This window comes from Mesorhizobium sp. M0062 (genome assembly GCF_040323125.1).
GTDB lineage: Bacteria > Pseudomonadota > Alphaproteobacteria > Rhizobiales > Rhizobiaceae > Mesorhizobium.
On sequence record NZ_JAMYUO010000011.1, the window covers coordinates 117,368 to 138,593 of the forward strand.

Here is a 21,226-nt window from a genome sequence, read left to right on the forward strand (position 1 = left end):
CCTTACATGAAGGTCGTTGAACGCTACATCATGCGTCGCGCACTGGCGGTGTTTCTCGCTGCGCTGATCTGGACGCTGGCCATTGTCTGGACGACGCAGGTGCTTGCCCGCATCGACCTGGTCACCGACAGTGGCCAATCGGCGCTGACTTTTTTCGAGGTCGCGGGCCTCATCATCCCCACCATCATCCCGATCGTGGTGCCATTCGCCCTGGTGGTGGCGGTGGCCCAGACGCTCAGCGTCATGAACTCCGATTCGGAATTGGCCGTCATCAACGCCGCCGGCGCCTCGCGCTGGACGATTGTGCGGCCGGTCCTGCTGATCGCGCTGGCGGCCAGCGTCTTTTCCTTCGCGGTCGACAATGGCGTCGAACCCTATGCCAGGCAGAAGAACCGCCAGCTGATAGCATCCTCGCGCGCCGATCTCTTGTCGCTGATCATCCAGGAAGGCACGTTCCGCAAGATCGACGACGGGCTGTTCCTGCAGATAGGCGAGCGGCTGCCGGACAACCGGCTCGGCGGCATCTTCGTGGCCGATTCGCGCGAAGAAGGCGCCAATCTGATCTATTATGCCAAGAGCGGCAGCGTCGTCGAAAAGGGTGACGAGAAGGTGCTGATGATGAATGACGGCATCATTCATCGCAAGACGCTGACCGGCGACCTGTCGGTCATCCGCTTCACGTCCTACGCCTTCGACCTTTCCGCCTTCATGTCGGCGGCGAACGATATCATGCTCCTGCCCAAGGACCGAACGACGCAATACCTGCTCAACCCGGATCCGAACGACAAGATCTTCCAGCGCAGGCCCGGCGCCTACAAGGCCGAGCTCGACCAGCGCTTTTCCGAATGGTCCTATTCGCTGGTGTTCGCGCTGATCGCGCTGGCCGTGGCAGGCGATGCGCGCTCACACCGCGAGGCGCGCATCCACCCGCTGATCACAGCCATCGCCATTGCGCTGTTCGTGCGCTGGCTGGGCTTCTTTGCCGCCGGCAAGGCGGACAAGATCCCGCAATACGCCTATATGGTCTATGGCGTGCCGGTCATCGCCTCGGCGGTCGCCATCTGGTTCATCGTCACCTCGCGAAGCATGGAACTGCCCGGCAGCTGGGCCGACTGGATGACGAATTTCGCCGGCCGCGTCAGCGATGGCTGGACGGCGCTCAAGCTGCGCCTCAATCGGCGCTACACATCCGGCCAGGGAGCCTGACGATGGGCTGGACCCTGGGCCGCTACTTCTTCTTTCGCTACGTGTCGATCACGATCTGGTTCTTCATCGGCCTTCTGGCGCTGGTGTTCCTGATCGACTTCACCGAGCTGTCCGGCCGCATCACCGGCCTGCCGGGCTTCACCTACGGCACGGCGGTCGCGATCTCGGCGCTGAGGATGCCGATGATCATGCTGCAGACGGTGCCGTTCGTCGGCCTGTTCTCGGCGATGGCGACGCTGGTCTCGCTCAACCGAAAATACGAGCTGGTGATTGCGCGCTCGGCCGGAGTGTCGGCCTGGCAGTTTCTGTTGCCCTGCTGCATCGGTGCGCTGTTATTCGGCATATTGTCGGTCGGCGTGCTCAATCCGATCGCCGCGCATGGCTTCTCATGGTCGGAGCAGATGGAAAACCAGCTGCGATCCGGCAATTCGAACGTGGTGGCGGCCGATGCCACGCCGTGGATCCGCCAGAAAACCAACTCCGGCGACACCATCATCGGCGCCCGCGCCATCCTGAACCAGGGCCTGGAAATGGCCGACACCGTGTTCTTCGTCCTCGATCCGCAGGGCAATATCGTCGAGCGCAAGGACGCGGCGCGGGCCTTTCTGCGCGACGGCTACTGGGAATTGCAGGACGTCAAGGTGTTCAAGGACGGCAACATCCGTTCCGAAACGACCGACCAGTTGCCGACCAACCTCAAGCCGGAATTCGTGCAGGAACGGCTGGCGCGCCCCGAAACCATCCCGTTTTACGACCTTCCCGGCAAGATTGAGGTTGCCCGCTCCTTCGGCCTCAAGGCAAATGCCTTCGCCATGCAGTTCGATTCGCTGGTGGCGTTACCGTTCCTGCTTGTGGCCATGACGCTGATTGCGGCAACAGTTTCAATGCGATTTGCGAGGATGGGGCAGTCGGCAACGATGATTCTGGGTGGCGTCCTCGCCGGCTTTCTGCTTTATGTCGTTTCGGTATTGGTCAAGGCATTCGGCGTTGCGGGATTCGTGCCCACAGCCGTGGCTGCATGGGTTCCGGTTGTCGTGGCTATGTTCTTTGGGGTGACATTCCTGCTATACAAGGAAGACGGCTAGTGAGGGAGGCGGCTTTGCGCAGCCATAGGCAGGCCGGTTTGGCGCGCCTCTATTCGGCGAGCGCCTTGGCATGCCTGCTCGCCTGCGGCGTGCTGACGGCCCCTGCGCTGGCGCAGGACGTTACCGACGTGGCAACGAAGGTTCCCTCCGGCTCCCAGATGCTGCTGGCGGCCGACACGCTCGTCTATAACAATGACAACCAGACGGTCACCGCCATCGGCGGCGTCCAGATCGACTATGGCGGCAACAAGCTCGTCGCCCAGCGCGTCGTCTATGATCGAAACACCAAGCGGCTGGTTGCCAGCGGCAATGTGGAGATCGTCAACAGCGACGGCACCAAGATCAACTCGCAGCATATCGATATTACCGACGATTTCGCTGACGGTTTCGTTAATGCGCTGCGCGTCGAAACGCCCGAAAAAGCCTATTTCGCCGCCGAAAGCGCCGAGCGCATGGGCGGCGTGCTGACAACGTTCCACAACGGCGTCTATACGGCCTGCGAGCCTTGCGAAGACAAGCCGGACAAGGCGCCGACCTGGCGGATCAAAGCCAGGAAGATCATCTGGAACGGCGAAAAGAAAACGGTTCGCTTCGAGAATGCGAATTTCGAATTCTTCGGTTTCCCGCTGGCTTACCTGCCGGCGTTCGAGATCGCCGACCCTACGGTCAAGCGCAAAAGCGGCTTCCTGATCCCCAGCATCGGCTACAACAACCGTCTCGGCGTCGGCGTCAAAGTCCCCTACTATTTTGCCCTGTCGCCGACCTACGACCTCACCATTACCGGCAGCGGCTACACCAAGCAGGGTTTCCTCGGCGAGGCCGAGTGGCGCCAGCGCTTCAACAATGGCCAGTACACGCTGAAGCTTGCCGGAATCAACCAGCAGGACCCTGGCGCTTTCCGTGATTTCGCGGCTTTCCCCGGCGGCTACAATGTCAATTCGGGGCCAGCAGGCGATCCGAACAAGTTCCGCGGCATGATGGGCACCAAGGGCCAGTTCGCCATCAATCCGCGCTGGGACTTCGGCTGGGATATCCTGCTTCAGACCGACAAGAATTTTTCGCGTACCTATACGATCGAAGGCTACAACGACGCCGTGCATCAATCGTCGGTCTACCTGACCGGCCTAAACGACCGCAATTATTTCGATGTGCGCGCCATGCGCTTCCAGGTTCAGGAGAACACACCGGACGGCAACGTCGCATCGCGCAGCGACAAGCAGCCCTGGGTGTTGCCGTCGCTCGACTATGCCTACATCCCCGACATGTCGGTGGCCGGCGGCCAGCTGTCGTTCAACGTCAATGCACGAGTCATTCGCCGCGACGATCTCGATCAGGCCTATTTTACCCCCTATGTGCCGGGCTCAGGCGTCCAGCGCGTGCGCGGCATCGAGGGCGAATCCGGTCGCCTCACCGCCGAAGCCGAATGGAAGCGTACCTTCACCACGGACGGCGGATTGCAGTTGACGCCCCTTCTGGCTCTGCAGGGCGACGTCGACTATCTCAACGCTTCTTCGGCTTCGCTGACTGCGGTAAACCAGATGGCAACGAATGTCGGTGCCGCCGACGACATGCGGTCTTCCTTCGCCCGGTACATGGCGACCGCCGGACTTGAAATGCGCTGGCCGGTGCTGTTCTCGATGACCGGCTCCAGCCATATCGTCGAGCCGATGGCGCAGGTCTTCATGCGCCCGAATGAGCAGTATGTCGGCGGGCTCGCCGTTCCCAACGAGGATGCACAGAGCTTCGTCTTCGACGCCACGACGCTGTTCGAGCGCGACAAGTTCTCCGGCTACGACCGCGTCGAAGGCGGCAGCCGCGCCAATGTCGGGTTCCGCTATTCCGGCGCCTACGACAATGGCTGGGGCACCAACGCGATCTTCGGCCAATCCTACCAGTTGGGCGGGCGCAACTCGTTCGATTCACCGGATCTGGTCAATGCGGGCGCCGATTCCGGCTTGGAGACTTCGACCTCCGACTATGTCGGCCTTGTCGGCTTCAGCAGCCCGAGCGGCTTCTCCGGTTCGCTCAGCGGCCGCTTCGACGAGCAGACCTTCGAAGTTCGCCGTGCCGAGGTGAAGGCCGCCTATTCCGGGCTGCCGGTTTCGCTGAGCGCCAAATACGCCTTCATCCAGGCGCAGCCGCTCTATGGTTTCACCACCGACCGCCACGAAGTCACGCTCGGCGCCTCGACACACCTGGCCGAAAACTGGCGCGTCTTCGGCACCGGCACCTACGACCTGCAACAAAGCGTGCTGGTCAAGGACGGCGTCGGCTTTGCCTACAATGATTCCTGCTTCACCTACCTGATGACGTACTCGGAATCACGCGACATCAACACCAAGGAAGTGTCGCAGAATGTCGGCTTCAACCTGTCGTTCCGCACGCTCGGCGATTTCGGCTCGTCCCAAAGCTCGATCGACTCCATCCAGTAGAGCCGGCTGACGACATCGTTTTGCCGCATAAAGCGGGCACGGATTTCGCCAATATCGGGCTGGAATCGGCCAAAACCGGGTAGAATTGGGATGCTTTCGATGAGGAAATACCTGTTTTCGGCAGGATTCGCGCTCCTGTTGGCGGCGACCTCGGTCTCTGTCACCATGATGGTACCGCCGGCCTTCGCCAGTGAAATCAAGTATGTCGTCAACAACATGCCGATCACCACCGGCGACATCGCGCACCGGGCTGCCTTCCTGAAACTGCAGCGCAAGAAGGGTGACGCGGGTCAGGAAATGATCGACCAGACGCTGCGCATGGCGGAGGCCAGGCGTCTCGGCATCCGCATCTCCGACGCCCAGGTAGAGGCTGCCTATCAGCGCTTTGCCTCGAGCAACAAGATGCAGCTCAAGCAGCTCGACGGTGTCATGGCGCAGTCCGGCGTGACCAAGGAGCATTTCAAGGAATTCATCCGCTCCCAGATGGCGTGGAACCAGGCGCTGAGCGCACGCTACAGCGGCGGCGGCGGGGAGGTGAGCGAACAGGATCTGGTCAAGCGCATGCTCGAAAAAGGCGGCGCCAAGCCAAGCGCCACCGAGTACATGCTGCAGCAGGTGATCTTCGTGGTGCCGAAGGCCGAGCGCAGTGCCACACTCGCCAAACGCAAGCGCGAGGCTGAAGCCATGCGCGCCCGCTTCAATGGCTGCAACACCACGCGTGAATTCGCCAAGGGCCTGATCGACGTCACCGTTCGCGACCTCCCCCGATTGCTGGCGCCGCAACTGCCGCCGGACTGGGCCGAGCAGATCAAGGCCACCAAGCTGGGCGGCGCCACGGCCGTGCGCGAGACCGATCGCGGCATTGAATTCATCGGCATCTGCTCGTCGCGAGAGGTTTCCGACGACAAGGCGGCCCAGATGGTGTTCCAGAGCGAAGGCAGCGGCGACAAGAACGCCGACGAGCTCTCGGCCAAATATGTCGAAGAGCTGAAGGCGAAAGCCAAGATCGTTACGCGCTGAACCGGCCCAGCCGTGCGTGAGACAGAGCTTCCGCTGGCGCTGAGCGTCGGCGATCCATCCGGCGTCGGTCCGGAAATCGCCATTGCCGCGTGGCAGAGCGCCCGCGGTTCCGGTGCCGCGCCCTTCTACCTTCTCGCCGATCCGGCGCTGATTGCCGCGCGGGCGCGCCGGCTCGGCGCGGCGGTGGCAATCGCCGAGACGGTGCCGGCCCAAGCAGCTGGTGTCTTTCAACACGCCTTGCCCGTGGTGCCGCTGGCGGCCCACTTCACCGACGATCCCGGCCGGCCCGACCCGGCCAATGCCGCCGGCATCATCGAGGCCATCGATCGCGCCGTCGCCGACTGCCTTGCCGGTCACGCGGCCGCGGTCGTCACCTGTCCGATCGCGAAGAAGCCGCTCTACGATGCCGGCTTCGGCTTTCCCGGCCACACCGAGTATCTGGCGCATCTGGCCTCGCTCCACACCGGCGGCACGGTGACGCCGGTGATGCTGATCGCCGGCCCCGAATTGCGCACCGTTCCTGTCACCATCCACATCGCGCTGGCCGAGGTGCCGAAGACGCTGACGACGGAGCTGATCGTTGCCATCGCGCGCATCACCGCCGGCGATCTTGCACGCCGTTTCGGCATCGCCAGGCCGAGGCTCGCGCTTGCCGGCCTCAATCCGCATGCCGGCGAAAGCGGCGCCATGGGGACAGAGGACGAGCACATCATTCGTCCTGCGGTCGACATGTTGCGGGCGCAAGGCATCGATGCCTTCGGACCGCTGCCGGCCGATACGATGTTTCATGCGCGCGCCCGCGCCGGCTACGACGTGGCGGTCTGCATGTATCATGACCAGGCGTTGATCCCGGCCAAGGCGCTGGCCTTCGACCAGGCCGTCAACGTCACGCTTGGCCTGCCGTTCATCCGCACCTCGCCCGATCACGGCACAGCCTTCGACATCGCCGGCAAGGGCATCGCACGTCCCGACAGCCTGATCGCGGCGCTAAAGCTGGCCCGCCGGCTGGCCGATACCGGCGCAAAGCCCGCAGCTGCATGAGCCACAAATCATGAGCCCAAATCATGAGCCCAAAATTCATGAGCATTGACGGGCTGCCGCCGCTGCGCGAGGTGATCGAGCGCCATGGACTGCAGGCAAAGAAGGCGCTTGGCCAGAATTTCCTGCTCGACCTCAATTTGACCGGCAAGATCGCGCGCGTCGCCGGGGACCTTAGCGACAGTACGGTAATCGAGGTCGGCCCCGGCCCCGGCGGGCTGACCAGGGCGCTGCTCGCTGCCGGTGCCCGCCGCGTCGTCGCCATCGAGCGCGACGAACGCTGCCTTGCGGCCTTGGCCGAGGTCTCCAACCACTATCCGGGCCGGCTCGAGGTGATCAGCGGCGATGCGCTGAAGACGGATTTTGCCGCTCTTGCCAAGACCGCGTCACAAGGCGGCCCGGTGAGGATTGCCGCCAACCTGCCCTACAATATCGGCACCGAGCTGTTGATCCGTTGGCTGACCGTGGCGGACTGGCCACCCTTCTATCAATCGATGACGCTGATGTTCCAGCGCGAGGTGGCCGAGCGCATTGTCGCCGGTGCCGGCAGCGATGCTTATGGCCGGCTCGGCGTGCTGGCGGGCTGGCGGACCGAGGCGAGGATCGCCTTCGACGTGCCGCCGCAAGCGTTCACGCCGCCACCCAAGGTAACGTCCTCGGTGGTGCATCTGGTGCCGCGCGCCAGCCCTTTGTCAACCGACGTGAAAAAACTCGGTCGCGTCACCGAAGCCGCTTTCGGCCAGCGCCGGAAAATGCTGCGGCAGAGCGTGAAGAGCCTGGGTGGCGAGGCACTGCTGACGCGCGCCGGCATCGATCCGACCCGGCGTGCGGAGACGCTCAGCGTCGAGGAATTCGTGCGGCTGACAAACGCGGTTTGACCGGCGGCGCTAGTCGGCCGTGGACCCAAATCGCATCCTGTGTGACAGCGACGACAAGCAGCATATAGCGGCATGCAGTTGCCGGTGAGTCGCCGAGCGTGATATTGTCGTCATATGAAAAAGAGTACCTCAAGCCTCCGCCCGACCCAAAATGGCCAGTTTGTCCTGACCAGCGGCAGGGGCGAAAAAATCAGCGCGATTGAAGGCTTGAAGCTATCGCAACGTATGGGCTTCATTCTGAAGGAAAGCCGTGAGCGCGGCCTGAGCGGGGATGAGCGCAGGGCGCTTATCAAGGACCAAGTAACCCGCAAGAAGTAGGATCGGCAGGTGGTCTATGCCGCTGAACATGATCCGCTGTGCTACCCAGGCACGACCGTTCTCCGCAACAGGCTGAATATCAAAGACCAGGCCCAACTCGATGAATTCGAGTTGGCACTTTTCCTGACCAGGGCCGACGAACATATCCCCGCAGGCCGTCTGGATTTCGAGCACTACAAGGCGTCGATCATCACCTGTTCCAGGACGTTTATGAATGGGCGGGAGAGGTTCGCGCCATCCCCATCGGCAAGGGGGGCAACTGGTTCTGCTATCCTGAGTATATCAACCAGGAAATGCATAGAATTTTCGGCGAACTCGCCGACGGTGATTATCTCTGCGAACTCGACCTCGACGCCTTCGCCGTTCGGGCCGCGCATGTTTTGGCCGAAATCAATGCCGTCCACCCGTTTCGCGAAGGCAACGGCCGCACGCAGCTTACCTTTCTGGCAATGCTGATGGAGAATGCAGGATTCCCATTCAATGCCGATATGCTCGGTCGCGAAAACGTCCTGAATGCGATGATTGAGAGCTTTGCCGGCGAGGAAACCCCATTGGCAGAACTCATAAAAGATATCGCCAGCCAGTAACAGATGTCCACAGCGTCATATTGCCAGATCGTTTGCCAAAGACGCCCTTCATGGGGACAGCCGGCCATCGGGGAACGACAGCTGCCTATTCCGTCTTCTCGTCCAGCAACCCCGAGACGAAATCGAACAGCCCGGGCCGGCGGTCGCGCCGCAGCCTTTCCGCCGTCACGATGCCACGCACTTCGGCGAAGGCGCGGTCGAGATCGTCGTTGACGATGACAAAGTCATATTCCTTCCAGTGCTCGATCTCGTTGCGGGCGTTCTTCAGCCTGGTCTCGATCACGTGCTCCTGGTCCTCGGCGCGGCGCTTGAGGCGCGACTTCAATTCCTTCATCGACGGCGGCAGGATGAAGATCGAGACGATGTCGGCGCGCATCTTCTCCTTGAGCTGCTGGGCGCCTTGCCAGTCGATGTCGAAGAGCATGTCACGGCCCTGCGCCAGCGCCAGTTCGGCCGGCTCGCGCGGCGTCGCGTAGCAATTGCCGTGCACCTCGGCCCATTCGAGCAACGCGTCGGAATCGCGCAGCCGCTCGAACTCGCGCGTGGTGCGGAAGTGATAGTGGACGCCCTCGATCTCCGAGCCGCGGCGTGGCCTGGTGGTGACCGAGACCGATAATTCCAGGCTGCCGTCGCTTTCCAGCAGGTTGCGCGCGATCGTCGACTTGCCGGCGCCCGACGGCGACGACAGGACCAGCATCAGCCCGCGGCGGCGAATGCGGGATCCGAGATCCCTGGCAACCATCGGCTTCTTGCCACCCATTCGGGTTTACTCCAGATTCTGGACCTGTTCGCGAAACTGGTCGACCACCGCCTTCAGTTCCAGCCCGATGGCGGTGACAGTGGCGGCGTTCGACTTGGAACACAGCGTATTCGATTCGCGGTTGAATTCCTGCGCCAGAAAATCGAGCTTGCGGCCGATGGCGCCGCCATTTGCCAGCAGCGCTCTGCCCGACGCCACATGCGTCTTCAGCCGATCGATCTCTTCACGGATATCGGCCTTGGTGGCCAGGAACGCCGCTTCCATGTGCAGCCGGCCGGCATCGAGATTGGCCGACGCATCCATCAGCAGCCGCACCTGTTCGGCGATCCGCTCGCGGATCGCCGCCGGTTCGCGCGACGGGTCGGCCTCGGCTTGAAGCGTCAGCGCCTCAATGGCGTCGATATGGCCGGAAAGCAGCGAACGCAGCGCTTCGCCCTCGTTCTGGCGTGCCTGCTCGAGACCTGTAAGCGCCGTTTCCAGCGCGGACAGGATTGACGCGTCGAGTGCTGCCCGCACCTCCTCGGTTTCGCTGGTTTCAGGGATATCGAGCACGCCGCGCAGGGAAAGCAGACCGTCGGCAGTTGCCGGACCAACACCGAACTGGTCCTGCAGCCGCTTGGCCAAGCCCGCCAGATCCCTGAGGAAGGCTTCGTTGACCACTGGCTGCGCCTGCTGGCCGGCGGCGCGACCGACGGTCAGCGTCGCCTGGAAATTGCCACGCGAAAAGCGCTTCTGCAGCGTCTGCCGCACAGTCGGTTCGAGCCGCTCGAAACCTTGCGGCAGCCGCAACCTGACCTCGACGCTCTTGCCGTTGACCGACTTGACCTCCCAGGCGATCGAGGCGCCGTCATGTTCGGCAACAGTGCGTGCAAATCCGGTCATGCTCTGCAAATTCATGATGCGGCTCGTGTCTCCCTGATGGTCCGATTCTAACAATTGCGCATGCGTTCGATATCACGGGCAGCGCGAATGTCAGAATCGCAATACCGGCAAGATCTTGATTTCCGCTGTCGTTTCGATCTCGCTGGGCTGAAATCGAGAAGCAGAGGCACCCGAGCAAGACCGAAAACGCTTCGAACCCCGCTGTTCGTTCAAAGCAGCAGCGCGTCCGCCTCTGTCCGCATCGCTTAAGGTCGATCCGTCTGAAAGCGCCGGCCTGCTACTGGGCGGCACCCGTATCGCCGGCATCACCGCTGTCACCGGCGGCATCGCCACTTGCGTCACCGTTGTCGTCGCCATCCGCCGGCGCATCGGTCTGGCCCGGAGTCTTGGCGCCCTTGGCGGCGTCTTCAGCCTGCTTCTTCTGCAGTGCCCGATAGCGGGCAACGTTCTCATTGTGCTCGGCAAGCGTGGTGGCAAAGACGTGGCCGCCGGTGCCGTCGGCGACGAAATAGAGATCATCGGTCTTCGACGGGTTGGCGACGGCTTCGAGCGCGGCGCGGCCGGGATTGGCGATCGGCGTCGGCGGCAGGCCATTGATCAGATAGGTGTTGTAAGGCGTCTGTTTCTGGATGTCAGATTGATAAATCGGCCGGTCGGCGGGTTTGCCCTTGCCGCCGAACAGGCCGTAAATGATGGTCGGATCGGATTGCAGCCGCATGCCCTTGGCCAGACGGTTGAGGAAGACGGCGGCAACGCGCGAGCGCTCGTCGCCCCGGCCGGTTTCCTTTTCGACGATCGAGGCCAAGGTGACGAAGTCGTCGACATTGGCCAGAGGCAGGTCGGGCGCGCGCCGCTGCCAGACCTCGTCGACCAGCTTCTTCTGGTCGGCGAGCAGCTTGTCGACCATCTGTTGGCGCGTGGCGCCGCGGGTAAAGCGCAGCGTGTCGGTGGCGAGGCTGCCCTCAGCCGGCTTGGCGGCCGGCATGTCGCCGGTCAGCGCATCCTGCTCGGCGATGCGCTGCAGCGCCTGCTCGACCGTCAGGCCCTCGGGAATGGTCAGCGAATACATCACCGACTTGCCGCTCTTCAGAAGCTCCATGATGTCGCGCATGGAGGCGCGCGGCTTTATCTCGTATTCGCCTGCCTTCAGCGCTGAATCATTGCCATAGACCCGCACGGCGATGCGGAAGATGCGGGCATCGCTGATCAGCCCACGCCGTTCGAGCTGGTCGGCAATATCCTGGACGCCGGTGCTCGGCTTGACCAGGAAGGTGTCGCCGGCCGCCGACGGGCCCGGTTCGTTGAATGCCTGCTTGCCGAAATAGAGCGAAACGCCGGCGGCGAGGATCATCAACATCACCGCGGAGATGACGAAGTTCATGAACACGACGACTTGGCTGCGCGAGGCGCGCGAGCGCTTTGGTGGTGGTGTGCCGGCTTCCGGGCGCAAAGCTTCGGCCGCGGTCTTCGGCACGATCGGGCCGGTCTGCTGGTTTTGTCCGAATTGTCCGCTGCCGCCCGGATTGGTGTTCATTAGCGCCCTACCATCTGATCTCTTAGAGCGACCATGCGCCCGATTGGACGCACAGCGTGCCCTAACATTTCAAGCCTACGCATCGTGCTTTTAAAAAAAGCGCCTTCGGTTTCAGGCCGATGCGACGAATCCCCAGCGGCAGAGTAGGCTTGAATATGGCAAAATTGACGACAGACCGCTGGCGCGCCGGTCGATACCGCAATCAGCCTGTATAACGCTGGAATACCAGCGAAGCGTTGGTGCCGCCGAAGCCGAAGGAGTTGGACAGCGCCACGTCGACCTGGCGATGCCGTGGCGTGTTCGGAACAAGATCGATCGCGGTTTCGCGTTCCGGGTTGTCAAGATTGATGGTGGCTGGCGCGATGTTGTCTCTGATAGCGAGGATCGAAAAGATCGCCTCGGCGGCGCCCGCGGCACCCAGGAGATGGCCGATCGACGACTTGGTCGATGACATCGAGATTTTCGAGGCGGCGTTGCCGACCAGCCGCTCGACGGCGCCGAGTTCGATCGTGTCGGCCATGGTCGAGGTGCCGTGCGCGTTGATGTAGTCGACGTCGGCGGGCGTCAGCTTGGCCCGGTTCAGCGCCGCCGTCATGCAGCGGAAGGCGCCGTCGCCGTCTTCGGCCGGTGCAGTGATGTGATAGGCATCGCCGGTCAGGCCGTAGCCGGTGACCTCGGCATAGATCTTGGCGCCGCGCGCCTTGGCGTGTTCGAGTTCTTCCAGCACGACGACCCCGGCGCCCTCGCCCATGACGAAGCCGTCACGGTCGCGGTCATAGGGACGCGAGGCCTTCTCAGGCGTGTCGTTGCGGTCGGTGGACAGTGCCCGGCAAGCAGCGAAGCCGGCAAGCGATAGTCTGGTCACCGGCGATTCCGCGCCGCCGGCCAGCATCACGTCGGCATCGCCGAAGATGATCAGCCGGGCGGCATCGCCAATGGCGTGCGCGCCGGTCGAGCAGGCGGTGACGACGGCGTGGTTGGGGCCTTTCAGCCCATGCCGGATCGATACCTGGCCAGATACCAGGTTGATAATGTTGCCGGGAATGAAGAATGGACTGATACGGCGCGGTCCGCGCTCTTTCAGGATGATAGCGTTCTCGGCGATGCCCTCGAGGCCGCCAATGCCGGAGCCGATCATGACGCCGGTGGCGCAGCGCTCGGCTTCGGTGCTGGGCTCCCAGCCGGAATCCTTCAGCGCTTCGTCGGCGGCCGCAATCCCGTAAAGGATGAAGTCGCCGATCTTGCGCAGTTCCTTGGGCTCGAGCACGGCTTCGGGATTGAGCGTGCCGTTGGTGCCGTCACCGCGCGGAATGACGTGGGCGATCTTGCAGGCAAGATCTTCCACTTCGAACTCGGTGACGCGCTTGGCGGCGCTGCGGCCGGTCAGCAGTTCCTTCCAGCTGTGCTCGAAGCCCATGCCGAACGGTGAAACCAGGCCGAGGCCCGTGACGACGACACGCCTCATCGCAGGTCCTCCCCGGTGATGACTGCGGATAGCGTCAGGCCGAAGCCTTGTCGATGTACTTCACGGCATCGCCGACGGTCAGGATGGTCTCGGCCGCATCGTCCGGAATCTCGACGCCGAACTCTTCTTCGAACGCCATGACGAGTTCGACCGTGTCGAGGCTGTCCGCGCCCAGATCATCGATGAAGCTCGCCTGCTCCGTCACCTTGTCGGCATCGACGCCAAGATGTTCGATGACGATCTTCTTGACGCGCTCTGCGGTGTCACTCATTTGGGCATCCTCGTCTTTTGTTTGTCTGTCTTCGTTAGCGGGCAGAATGCCGCTAATCAAGCTGAAAGATGGTCCTGCCGGAAACGCAACGGTGCCGGACCGGTTTTTGCCCGAACCGCCGGGTTGCGGGCCGCATTACACGAAAATTGGCTAAGGTCCAAGGCGAAATGGTCTCTTTTCACAAGCCGACCCTGTCCCGTCAAATCATCGCCATGCCGCCGTTGACGTGGATGGTCTGGCCGGTGACGTAGGCGGCTTCGTTGGAGGCGAGATAGGCGACGGCCGACGCCACTTCAACACTCGTGCCCATGCGGCGCGTCGGGATCGCCGCCATGATCGCGTCTTTCTGCTTGTCGTTGAGCTTGTCGGTCATGGCCGATTCGATGAAGCCCGGGGCGACGCAGTTGACGGTGATGTTGCGGGTGGCGATCTCCTGCGCCAGCGACTTGGAAAAGCCGATCATGCCGGCCTTGGAGGCGCAATAATTGGTCTGGCCTGGGTTGCCGGTGACGCCGACCACCGAGGTGATGTTGATGATGCGGCCATAGCGGCGGCGCATCATCGGATGGGTCAGCTCGCGGGTCAGCCGGAACACGGCGGTGAGGTTCACCTCCAGCACGCTGTCCCAATCCGCGTCCGCCATGCGCACGAACAGGCCGTCCTTGGTGATGCCGGCATTGTTGACCAGTATGTCGACGCCTTCGAGTTCGGCTTCGGCCTTCTGGCCAAGCGCCTTGACCTCGTCACGGTCGGCAAGATTGGCCGGGAACAGCTTTACCCGGTCGCCGAGTTCGCCGGCCAGGGTCTCCAGTTTCTCGACGCGGGTGCCGTGCAAGCCGACAATGGCGCCTTGCGCATGCAGCACCCGGGCAATCGCCTCGCCAATGCCGCCCGATGCGCCGGTGACGAGCGCCTTGCGGCCGGTCAGTTCGAACATTTTCGTCTCCTGATCTTAAGAGAACACCCTTCCCACGGGAGGGGTTGAATCGCCAGTGGATTATGCAAGCGCGGCCAGCGCCGCCTCGACATCGGCCGGCGTGCCGACGGCCGATGTGGCGATGTCGCGGCTGATCCGCCGCGCCAGGCCGGAAAGCACCTTGCCGGCGCCGATCTCAAAGAGCGTGGCGACGCCATTGGCGCCGAACCACTCCACCGTTTCGCGCCAGCGCACGCGGCCGGTGATCTGCTCGACCAGGCGGCGCGCGATCTCGTCGGGGTCGCTGGTCGGGACTACAGTGACGTTGGAGACGACGGGCACCACCGGTGCATTCTTGGTCACGCCGGCCAGCGCCTCGCGCATGACATCGGCCGCCGGCGCCATCAGCGCCGAATGGAAGGGTGCGGAGACCTGCAGCATCAGCGCCCGCTTGGCGCCCTTTTCGGTGCACAGTTTCGCGGCGAGTTCCACCGCCGCCCTGGCGCCGGAGATCACCAGCTGGCCGCCGCCATTGTCGTTGGCGATCTGGCAGACCTTGCCGGATCCCGTTGCGGCCTCGGTGCAAGCGGCTTCGACGTCGGGCTGTTCCAGTCCGATGATCGCCGCCATGGCGCCCTCGCCGGCCGGCACCGCCGCCTGCATGGCGTTGCCGCGGATGCGCAGCAGCCGGGCGGCATCGGCGACCGAAACGAAACCGGCCGCGGCAAGGGCGGAATATTCGCCGAGCGAATGACCGGCAACGTAGGCAACCTTGTCCTTCAGCGAAAAGCCGCGCGCTTCCAGCGAGCGGATTCCCGCCAGCGAGACCGCCATCAGCGCCGGCTGGGCATTGGCAGTCAGGGTCAGCGCCTCTTCCGGGCCTTCCCAGATCAGTTTCGACAGCTTTTCGCCCAGCGCATCATCGACTTCCTCGAACACCCTGCGTGCCTCGGGGAAGGCGTCGGCGAGGTCCTTGCCCATGCCGACAGCCTGGCTGCCCTGTCCCGGAAAGGTGAATGCGACGGCCATTTGGGCGCTCTCCAGCGGCTGATTTTTCCTGCCTGTGACGCAAGGCGGACCGCCAAGTCAAGCCCGAAGGCGGCATTTCGGCTCTCGCTTGAACCGGAGCTGACCTCGAGTCCCTGTTCCCAAAGGCTTTTTGCCGATCACACCTGATGAAAACCGCTCACGAATCGTTTGCTGGCTCTTCTTATTTTCGCCACAGGCGCTAGCTTTTGCATGACAGTTCTATGACAGAACGGTGGCGCGAGTGGAAATGCGCGTTGCTTGGGCCGGGGGAAGAGACGTGGCTAGGATCAGGAAGGGCGCGACCGTACCCGCGCCACAGTTCTTGGAAGACGATCCGTCCACCGGCTACCTGCCGGGGCGCAGATGGCCGGTCATCCGCTACGGTCTGGTCACGCTGCTTGCCTCCGCCATCCTGGTGTTCGCCATCGAATGGATCGTGCGCGGCGACTTCTTCGGCACGGTCGACTTCTTCCTGCAGCCATTCAAGCCGGGCTGGACCACCATCATTGTCTTTGCATTGGTGCTGATGGGACTGGACGCCGTGCTTGGCCGCAGTCACCAGAGCCTGATGATCGTGGCGCCGCTGACGCTGGCGCTGGCCTTTGTCGGGCATCAGAAGTCGCATTATCTCGGCGATCCGCTCTACCCAACCGATTTTCTTTATTCGCGCCAGATCATGGCACTGATGCCGCTCCTGGTGCGCGAACGGCCCTGGACGGCGCTCGCCATGGCGGTCGGCATCGTCGCCGGCCTGTCGCTGCTGATCTATGGCTGGCGGTTGTGGCGCCGCAAGGTTCCGATCCTCAGCCGCAAAGGGCGGCTGGCGCGGCTGACGCTGGCAGTGCCGCTGCTCGCCTTCTTCGTCTCGATCATGGACTACGCCACCTTCTCGTGGACCCGCGACCGGCTGCAGATCATCCCGATCATGTGGGACCAGAAGGAGAACTACGCCTCCAACGGGTTTGCGCTGGCCTTCGCGCTCAACGTGCCGATGGCGCATGTCTCGGCGCCGGCGGGCTATTCCGACAAGGCGATCGACGCGATCGACAGGCCTGCTGTGGCGGCCTCGGTACCGGATGAGAAACCCGACATCATCGTGGTGATGAGCGAATCTTTCTGGGATCCGACCAAGCTGCCCGGCGTCACAATCACGCCTGACCCGATCCCCAATGTGAGGGCGCTGCGTTCCGGCTATATGTTTTCGCCGGAATTCGGCGGCATGACCGCCAACATCGAATTCGAGGCGCTGACCGGCTTTTCCAATGCCTTCCTGCCGGCGGGCTCGATCCCCTACCAGCAATATGTGCGCACGCCGACGCCGTCGCTGGCGACCTTCCTGAAAAGCGAGGGCTACCGGGCGCGCGCCATCCATCCGGGCACCAACTGGTTCTGGAACAGGGGCGCCGTCTATGCCGATTTCGGCTTCAACGATTTCCGCTCGGAAGAGACGCTGCCGCCACTGGAAAAGCGCGGGCCGCTGGCTTCCGATGCCTCGATGACCGACGAGATCATCGCAGAGGCCGACGCCAGCGAGCGGCCGGTGTTCTTCTTCGCCGTCAGCCTGCAGAACCACGGTCCCTACGAGCCGTACCGCTATTACAATCCGACCCACAAGGTCGCGGCGCCGATCAGCACATGGGCGCGGGAATCGCTGCTCAGCTATGCCGAAGGCTCCGCCGATGCCGATCGCGGCCTCGAGCGGCTGATCGAATGGGCGAAGAAGCGCGACCGGCCGACGGTCATCGCCTTCTTCGGCGACCATCTGCCGCCGCTCGGCCCCGTCTATGTCGAAACCGGTTACCTGAAGGACAATGTCGCGCCGCGCAAGGAACCGACGCCGGCGGCGGCACTGGAGCATCATCAGACGCCGCTGGTCATCTGGTCTAACCGCACCGGTCCGGCGCAGGATATGGGCGCCGTGAGCCCGGCCTTCCTGCCCTACCACATCCTGACAACGGCCGGGATCACGCACCCCTACTACACCGGCTTCCTGGGCGCGCTGCGCGAACGCTATCGCGTCGTCGACCGCAATCTGCTTTTGACACCGTCAGGTGAGGCCACGCCGGACTGGGCGCGGCAGAAGGACGTTGATCCGGCGATCAACGATTACCGCTTGCTGCAATACGACATGATGTTCGGCAAGCGTAAGGCGGCTCCGGACTTCTTCCCCGAAACGATCAACGGTGGTACCCCGCATACGAGTTGATGCCTGGTCTTTATCCAACCCTGCGACGCCAGGACGCTGTCCGGAGCATGCGTTACCCTTGCCTTCCAGCCAAATTGCTATATAGACGCCCGCAATCTGCCGGTCCTTGCTGGGGGCTGAACGGAGGGCCGGAGGTTTTACCCAAAACCTTCGTGTGAAGCCAGAAGCGCTTCCGCCTCCCGTGTCTCCGCTCTCGACCGTCTCGAAATGCTCCTTTCTTCCCCGCCCCTTCGGGATCAGCGGGTCAGAGAAGTTGCAGAGGCTTTTGCCGCGAGGATCCGGGAGAGAAACGAAGAAAGGCACTGAACCACTATGGCTCTATACGAACATGTGTTCCTTGCCCGGCAGGACCTCTCGCAGCAGCAGGTCGATGCGCTTGTCGAACAGTACAAGGGCGTCATCTCCGCAAATGGCGGGTCCGTCGGCCGGGTCGAGAACTGGGGACTGAAGTCCCTCACCTACCGGGTCAACAAGAACCGGAAGGCTTACTACACGCTTATGGACCTCAACTGCCCGCCGGCAGCGCTCAACGAGATGGAGCGCCAGATGGGCCTGTCCGAGGACGTGCTGCGTTTCCTGACCGTCAAGGTCGAGGCGCATGAGGAAGGCCCGTCGGCCATGATGCAGAAGCGCGAAGAGCGCTCGGAACGCGGCGGCTTCGGCGACCGCGACCGTGGTGATCGTGGTCCGCGCTCGTTCGGCGACCGTGATCGCGGCGACCGTGGCGATCGTCCGCCGCGCTCATTTGGCGACGCCGGTGGCGATCGTGGTCCGCGCCGTCCGCGCGAAGGCGTTGAAGGAGGTGCAGAATAATGGTCGACATCAATCAGATCCCGACCCGGCGCCCGTTCCATCGCCGCCGCAAGACCTGCCCGTTCTCCGGCGCCAACGCGCCCAAGATCGACTACAAGGACGTGCGTCTTCTGCAGCGCTACATTTCCGAGCGCGGCAAGATCGTGCCGTCGCGCATCACCGCCGTCAGCCAGAAGAAGCAGCGCGAACTCGCCAAGGCGATCAAGCGCGCCCGCTTCCTCGGCCTGCTGCCCTACGTGGTTCGCTAAGACTTTCGAGCGGGCGGTTCGCCGCCTGCTTCCTTCTCCCACGGCGACGGGCGCCGCAGGGGTAATTTGATGATGCATGTCGTTGTCCCAAAACCGGGACCACTTTTGGCGACATGCATTGAAATCCCGAGTTGAGCTGAAAAGCCTCTAACTGCCGCGACAGGCAGGACAGCGACACCGGCGCCAAGGCGCTCAGAGCTTCCTGACCTGTTCCATTCAATTCGGCGCCGATCCCGCGGTCGGTGCCAGACGAAGGAACAAGACCATGCAAGTGATTCTTCTCGAACGCGTTTCCCGCCTCGGCCAGATGGGTGATACCGTCAAGGTCAAGGACGGCTTTGCCCGCAACTTCCTCTTGCCGCAGGGCAAGGCGCTGCGCGCCAACGAAGCCAACAAGAAGAAGTTCGAAGGGCAGCGCGCGCAGCTCGAAGCCCGCAACCTCGAGCGCAAGTCGGAAGCCAGCCAGGTTGCCGAAAAGCTCGACGGCAAGAGCTTCATCGCCGTACGTTCGGCCGGCGAGACAGGCCAGCTCTACGGTTCGGTGTCGACCCGCGACATCGCCGACCTGCTGACCGCCGAAGGGTTCTCGGTCAACCGCAACCAGATCCAGCTCAACCAGCCGATCAAGACTATCGGCGTCACCAATGTGGCGATTGCGCTGCATCCGGAAGTCGAGGTCACCATCAGCCTCAACATCGCCCGCACGGCCGACGAAGCCGAGCGCCAGGCCAAGGGCGAGACGCTGACCACCGCCGAAGCCATCTATGGCGATGACATCAACGACAACGCACGGCCGGAGAACTTCTTCGACCCGAACACCGAGTTCGAAGGCGGCGAAGAAGACAACGCCTGATCCCGCACGGGGCCTGATCGGGAAGCAAGGGGAGCAGCGCTCCAATCACTTCCTCGTGATCCAGCCTTTCTGGACCAATGCCCGGGCCTCTCGCCCGGGCATTTTTGTGCCAAATGGAACTTTTCGAACCCCTATATATTGTTGCAGAATTGGTCCGCCAGTCTGACCGTGAGGGGACATTTGGTGATGAATATTCTGTTGAAGCGCGTTCTCGACCGCCTAGTGCGTACGGGCAATCTGAAAGTCACCGGCCCGAAGGGCTCGACAGTGGTTTTCGGCGACGGCAGCGGCGAGCCGGTGCATATGCACATCAAGACCGCGCATGCCGAGCGCGCCATTACCTTCGATCCGATGCTGGCCGTGCCGGAAGCCTATATGGACGGCGAACTCGACATCATCGAGGGCGGCGTACTGGGTATGATGCGCATCGCCTTCCAGAACATGGGCAGTGGCGGTATCGACGCCACCTGGTCGAAGGCCATCGAGGGTCTGCGCCACGCCTTTCGCCGCCTGCAGCAGATCAACACCGCATCACGGGCGCGCCGCAACGTGCAGCGCCACTATGATTTGTCGGGTGACCTCTACCGGCTCTTCCTCGACGACGACATGCAGTATTCCTGCGCCTACTTCGAACAGCCGGACATGACGCTCGACGAGGCGCAGATGGCCAAGAAACGCCATATCGCCGCCAAGCTCAGGCTGAAGGCCGGCCAGACCGTGCTCGATATCGGCTCCGGCTGGGGTGGGCTCGGCCTCTATCTCGCCAAGGCTTTCGATGTCGACGTGCAAGGCGTGACGCTGTCGACCGAGCAGCACGGCGTCGCCACCGACCGGGCGCATGCGCAAGGCTTGCAGGACCGCGTGCATTTCGACCTCAAGGACTACCGCGAACTCAACGAACGCTTCGACCGCATCGTCTCGGTCGGCATGTTCGAGCATGTCGGCGTCAACCACTTCCGAACCTTCTTCGACAAGTCGGCGACGCTGTTGAAGCCCGACGGCGTCATGCTCTTGCACACGATCGGCCGCTCCGGCGTGCCGTGGGCGACCAGCGCCTTTATCCGCAAGTACATTTTTCCGGGCGGCTACATTCCCTCGCTGTCGGAGGTGATGCCGGCGATCGAGAAGTCGGGGCTTGTGGTCACCGACATCGAGATTCTGCGGCTGCACTATGCCGATACGCTGAAGCATTGGGGCCAGCGCTTTGCCGCCAACCGCGACAAGGCCAAGGCCATCTATGACGAGCGCTTCTGCAGGATGTGGGAGTTCTATCTGGCGGCTTCGGAAGCCGCCTTCCGCTGGCAGGATCTGGTCATCTTCCAGATCCAGATCGCCAAGAAGAACGACACGCTGCCGATGACGCGCGACTACATGGCCAAATGTGAAAAGGCGCTCGAAATGCGCGAAATGGGGCATCGTCAGGAGGCGGCGGCCGCCGAGCCTGCTGTCGCCAGGTCTGTGCCTGCCAGGTCCGTTGCTGTCAGGTCCGTTGCGGCCAAGCCAGCGCGCCGTCGCAAGGTGGCGGATCGCGAATAACGCCTCGATTGCGATTGCCGCTTGCCATTGACGGCTCTGACACTGAAAAAGGTCTCGTTCTCGCGAGACCTTTTTTAATGACCTGCCTGCCCACCATCGCCACCACCCTTGTCGAGTTCGCCGGCGCCTCGGTGCTCGCGCCACGCGGA

The 21,226-nt window shown here is 62.9% G+C and carries 20 protein-coding genes; 13 read left to right on the plus strand and 7 right to left on the minus strand.

Features of this window, described 5'->3' with window-relative positions:
• Nucleotides 1–6: 6 nt before the first annotated feature.
• The 8 genes from lptF to NKJ64_RS15720 all read left to right on the plus strand — a co-directional run bounded on the left by lptF (nucleotide 7) and on the right by NKJ64_RS15720 (nucleotide 8,564).
• A complete protein-coding gene (gene lptF / locus NKJ64_RS15685; RefSeq protein ID WP_352462894.1) occupies nucleotides 7–1,206 on the plus strand; it encodes an LPS export ABC transporter permease LptF in 1,200 nt (399 codons plus the stop codon).
• A gap of 2 nt (nucleotides 1,207–1,208) precedes the next feature.
• Nucleotides 1,209–2,291: an LPS export ABC transporter permease LptG gene (gene lptG, locus NKJ64_RS15690; protein ID WP_023702945.1), complete on the plus strand. Its 1,083-nt coding sequence runs from the start codon at nucleotides 1,209–1,211 to the stop codon at nucleotides 2,289–2,291.
• Nucleotides 2,291–4,723, plus strand: a complete 2,433-nt coding sequence (locus tag NKJ64_RS15695; protein WP_352462895.1) for an LPS-assembly protein LptD — start codon at nucleotides 2,291–2,293, stop codon at nucleotides 4,721–4,723. The genes lptG and NKJ64_RS15695 overlap by 1 nt, the downstream gene beginning before the upstream one ends.
• Nucleotides 4,724–4,813: 90 nt before the next feature.
• Nucleotides 4,814–5,743 (plus strand): peptidylprolyl isomerase, encoded by a 930-nt coding sequence (locus NKJ64_RS15700; RefSeq protein ID WP_023695593.1) that lies wholly within the window; start codon nucleotides 4,814–4,816, stop codon nucleotides 5,741–5,743.
• 12 nt (nucleotides 5,744–5,755) lie between these two features.
• Nucleotides 5,756–6,784 carry a 4-hydroxythreonine-4-phosphate dehydrogenase PdxA gene (pdxA, locus tag NKJ64_RS15705; protein ID WP_352462896.1) on the plus strand — a complete coding sequence of 343 codons (1,029 nt, stop codon included), beginning with the start codon at nucleotides 5,756–5,758 and terminating at the stop codon, nucleotides 6,782–6,784.
• A gap of 38 nt (nucleotides 6,785–6,822) precedes the next feature.
• On the plus strand, nucleotides 6,823–7,659 hold the full coding sequence (rsmA, locus tag NKJ64_RS15710; protein ID WP_023826922.1) for a 16S rRNA (adenine(1518)-N(6)/adenine(1519)-N(6))-dimethyltransferase RsmA: 837 nt from the start codon (nucleotides 6,823–6,825) through the stop codon (nucleotides 7,657–7,659).
• Nucleotides 7,660–7,773: 114 nt separating this feature from the next.
• Complete coding sequence (locus NKJ64_RS15715; RefSeq protein ID WP_023754730.1) at nucleotides 7,774–7,977, plus strand: hypothetical protein; 204 nt, start codon at nucleotides 7,774–7,776, stop codon at nucleotides 7,975–7,977.
• Between the two features lie 236 nt (nucleotides 7,978–8,213).
• The gene (locus tag NKJ64_RS15720) at nucleotides 8,214–8,564 is read left to right on the plus strand and encodes a Fic/DOC family protein (RefSeq protein ID WP_348524272.1); all 351 of its coding nucleotides are present in this window, start codon (nucleotides 8,214–8,216) and stop codon (nucleotides 8,562–8,564) included.
• Between the two features lie 85 nt (nucleotides 8,565–8,649).
• Here NKJ64_RS15720 and gmk read toward each other — a convergent pair whose 3' ends face one another.
• The 7 genes from gmk to fabD all read right to left on the minus strand — a co-directional run bounded on the left by gmk (nucleotide 8,650) and on the right by fabD (nucleotide 15,421).
• Complete coding sequence (gene gmk, locus NKJ64_RS15725) at nucleotides 8,650–9,324, minus strand: guanylate kinase (protein WP_031197142.1); 675 nt, start codon at nucleotides 9,322–9,324, stop codon at nucleotides 8,650–8,652.
• Nucleotides 9,325–9,330: 6 nt separating this feature from the next.
• Complete coding sequence (locus NKJ64_RS15730; RefSeq protein ID WP_023685689.1) at nucleotides 9,331–10,221, minus strand: YicC/YloC family endoribonuclease; 891 nt, start codon at nucleotides 10,219–10,221, stop codon at nucleotides 9,331–9,333.
• Between the two features lie 262 nt (nucleotides 10,222–10,483).
• The gene (mltG, locus tag NKJ64_RS15735) at nucleotides 10,484–11,740 is read right to left on the minus strand and encodes an endolytic transglycosylase MltG (RefSeq protein WP_352462897.1); all 1,257 of its coding nucleotides are present in this window, start codon (nucleotides 11,738–11,740) and stop codon (nucleotides 10,484–10,486) included.
• 202 nt (nucleotides 11,741–11,942) lie between these two features.
• The gene (fabF, locus tag NKJ64_RS15740; RefSeq protein WP_023685687.1) at nucleotides 11,943–13,205 is read right to left on the minus strand and encodes a beta-ketoacyl-ACP synthase II; all 1,263 of its coding nucleotides are present in this window, start codon (nucleotides 13,203–13,205) and stop codon (nucleotides 11,943–11,945) included.
• A gap of 34 nt (nucleotides 13,206–13,239) precedes the next feature.
• The gene (locus NKJ64_RS15745; RefSeq protein ID WP_006203723.1) at nucleotides 13,240–13,476 is read right to left on the minus strand and encodes an acyl carrier protein; all 237 of its coding nucleotides are present in this window, start codon (nucleotides 13,474–13,476) and stop codon (nucleotides 13,240–13,242) included.
• A gap of 199 nt (nucleotides 13,477–13,675) precedes the next feature.
• A complete protein-coding gene (gene fabG, locus NKJ64_RS15750; RefSeq protein WP_352462898.1) occupies nucleotides 13,676–14,413 on the minus strand; it encodes a 3-oxoacyl-[acyl-carrier-protein] reductase in 738 nt (245 codons plus the stop codon).
• A gap of 60 nt (nucleotides 14,414–14,473) precedes the next feature.
• Nucleotides 14,474–15,421: an ACP S-malonyltransferase gene (gene fabD, locus NKJ64_RS15755; RefSeq protein ID WP_023705360.1), complete on the minus strand. Its 948-nt coding sequence runs from the start codon at nucleotides 15,419–15,421 to the stop codon at nucleotides 14,474–14,476.
• A gap of 247 nt (nucleotides 15,422–15,668) precedes the next feature.
• On the opposite strand from fabD, the gene NKJ64_RS15760 reads away from it, so the two are divergent.
• From NKJ64_RS15760 to NKJ64_RS15780, 5 genes are all read left to right on the plus strand, one after another.
• On the plus strand, nucleotides 15,669–17,627 hold the full coding sequence (locus NKJ64_RS15760) for an LTA synthase family protein (protein ID WP_031196569.1): 1,959 nt from the start codon (nucleotides 15,669–15,671) through the stop codon (nucleotides 17,625–17,627).
• A gap of 312 nt (nucleotides 17,628–17,939) precedes the next feature.
• Nucleotides 17,940–18,440, plus strand: coding sequence for a 30S ribosomal protein S6 (rpsF, locus tag NKJ64_RS15765; RefSeq protein ID WP_023672722.1), 501 nt, complete (start codon nucleotides 17,940–17,942; stop codon nucleotides 18,438–18,440).
• The gene (gene rpsR / locus NKJ64_RS15770; RefSeq protein WP_006203718.1) at nucleotides 18,440–18,688 is read left to right on the plus strand and encodes a 30S ribosomal protein S18; all 249 of its coding nucleotides are present in this window, start codon (nucleotides 18,440–18,442) and stop codon (nucleotides 18,686–18,688) included. The genes rpsF and rpsR overlap by 1 nt, the downstream gene beginning before the upstream one ends.
• Before the next feature lie 265 nt (nucleotides 18,689–18,953).
• Nucleotides 18,954–19,541, plus strand: a complete 588-nt coding sequence (gene rplI / locus NKJ64_RS15775) for a 50S ribosomal protein L9 (RefSeq protein ID WP_023672721.1) — start codon at nucleotides 18,954–18,956, stop codon at nucleotides 19,539–19,541.
• A 186-nt stretch (nucleotides 19,542–19,727) separates the two neighbouring features.
• A complete protein-coding gene (locus tag NKJ64_RS15780; RefSeq protein ID WP_023672720.1) occupies nucleotides 19,728–21,077 on the plus strand; it encodes a cyclopropane fatty acid synthase in 1,350 nt (449 codons plus the stop codon).
• Nucleotides 21,078–21,226 lie beyond the last annotated feature (149 nt).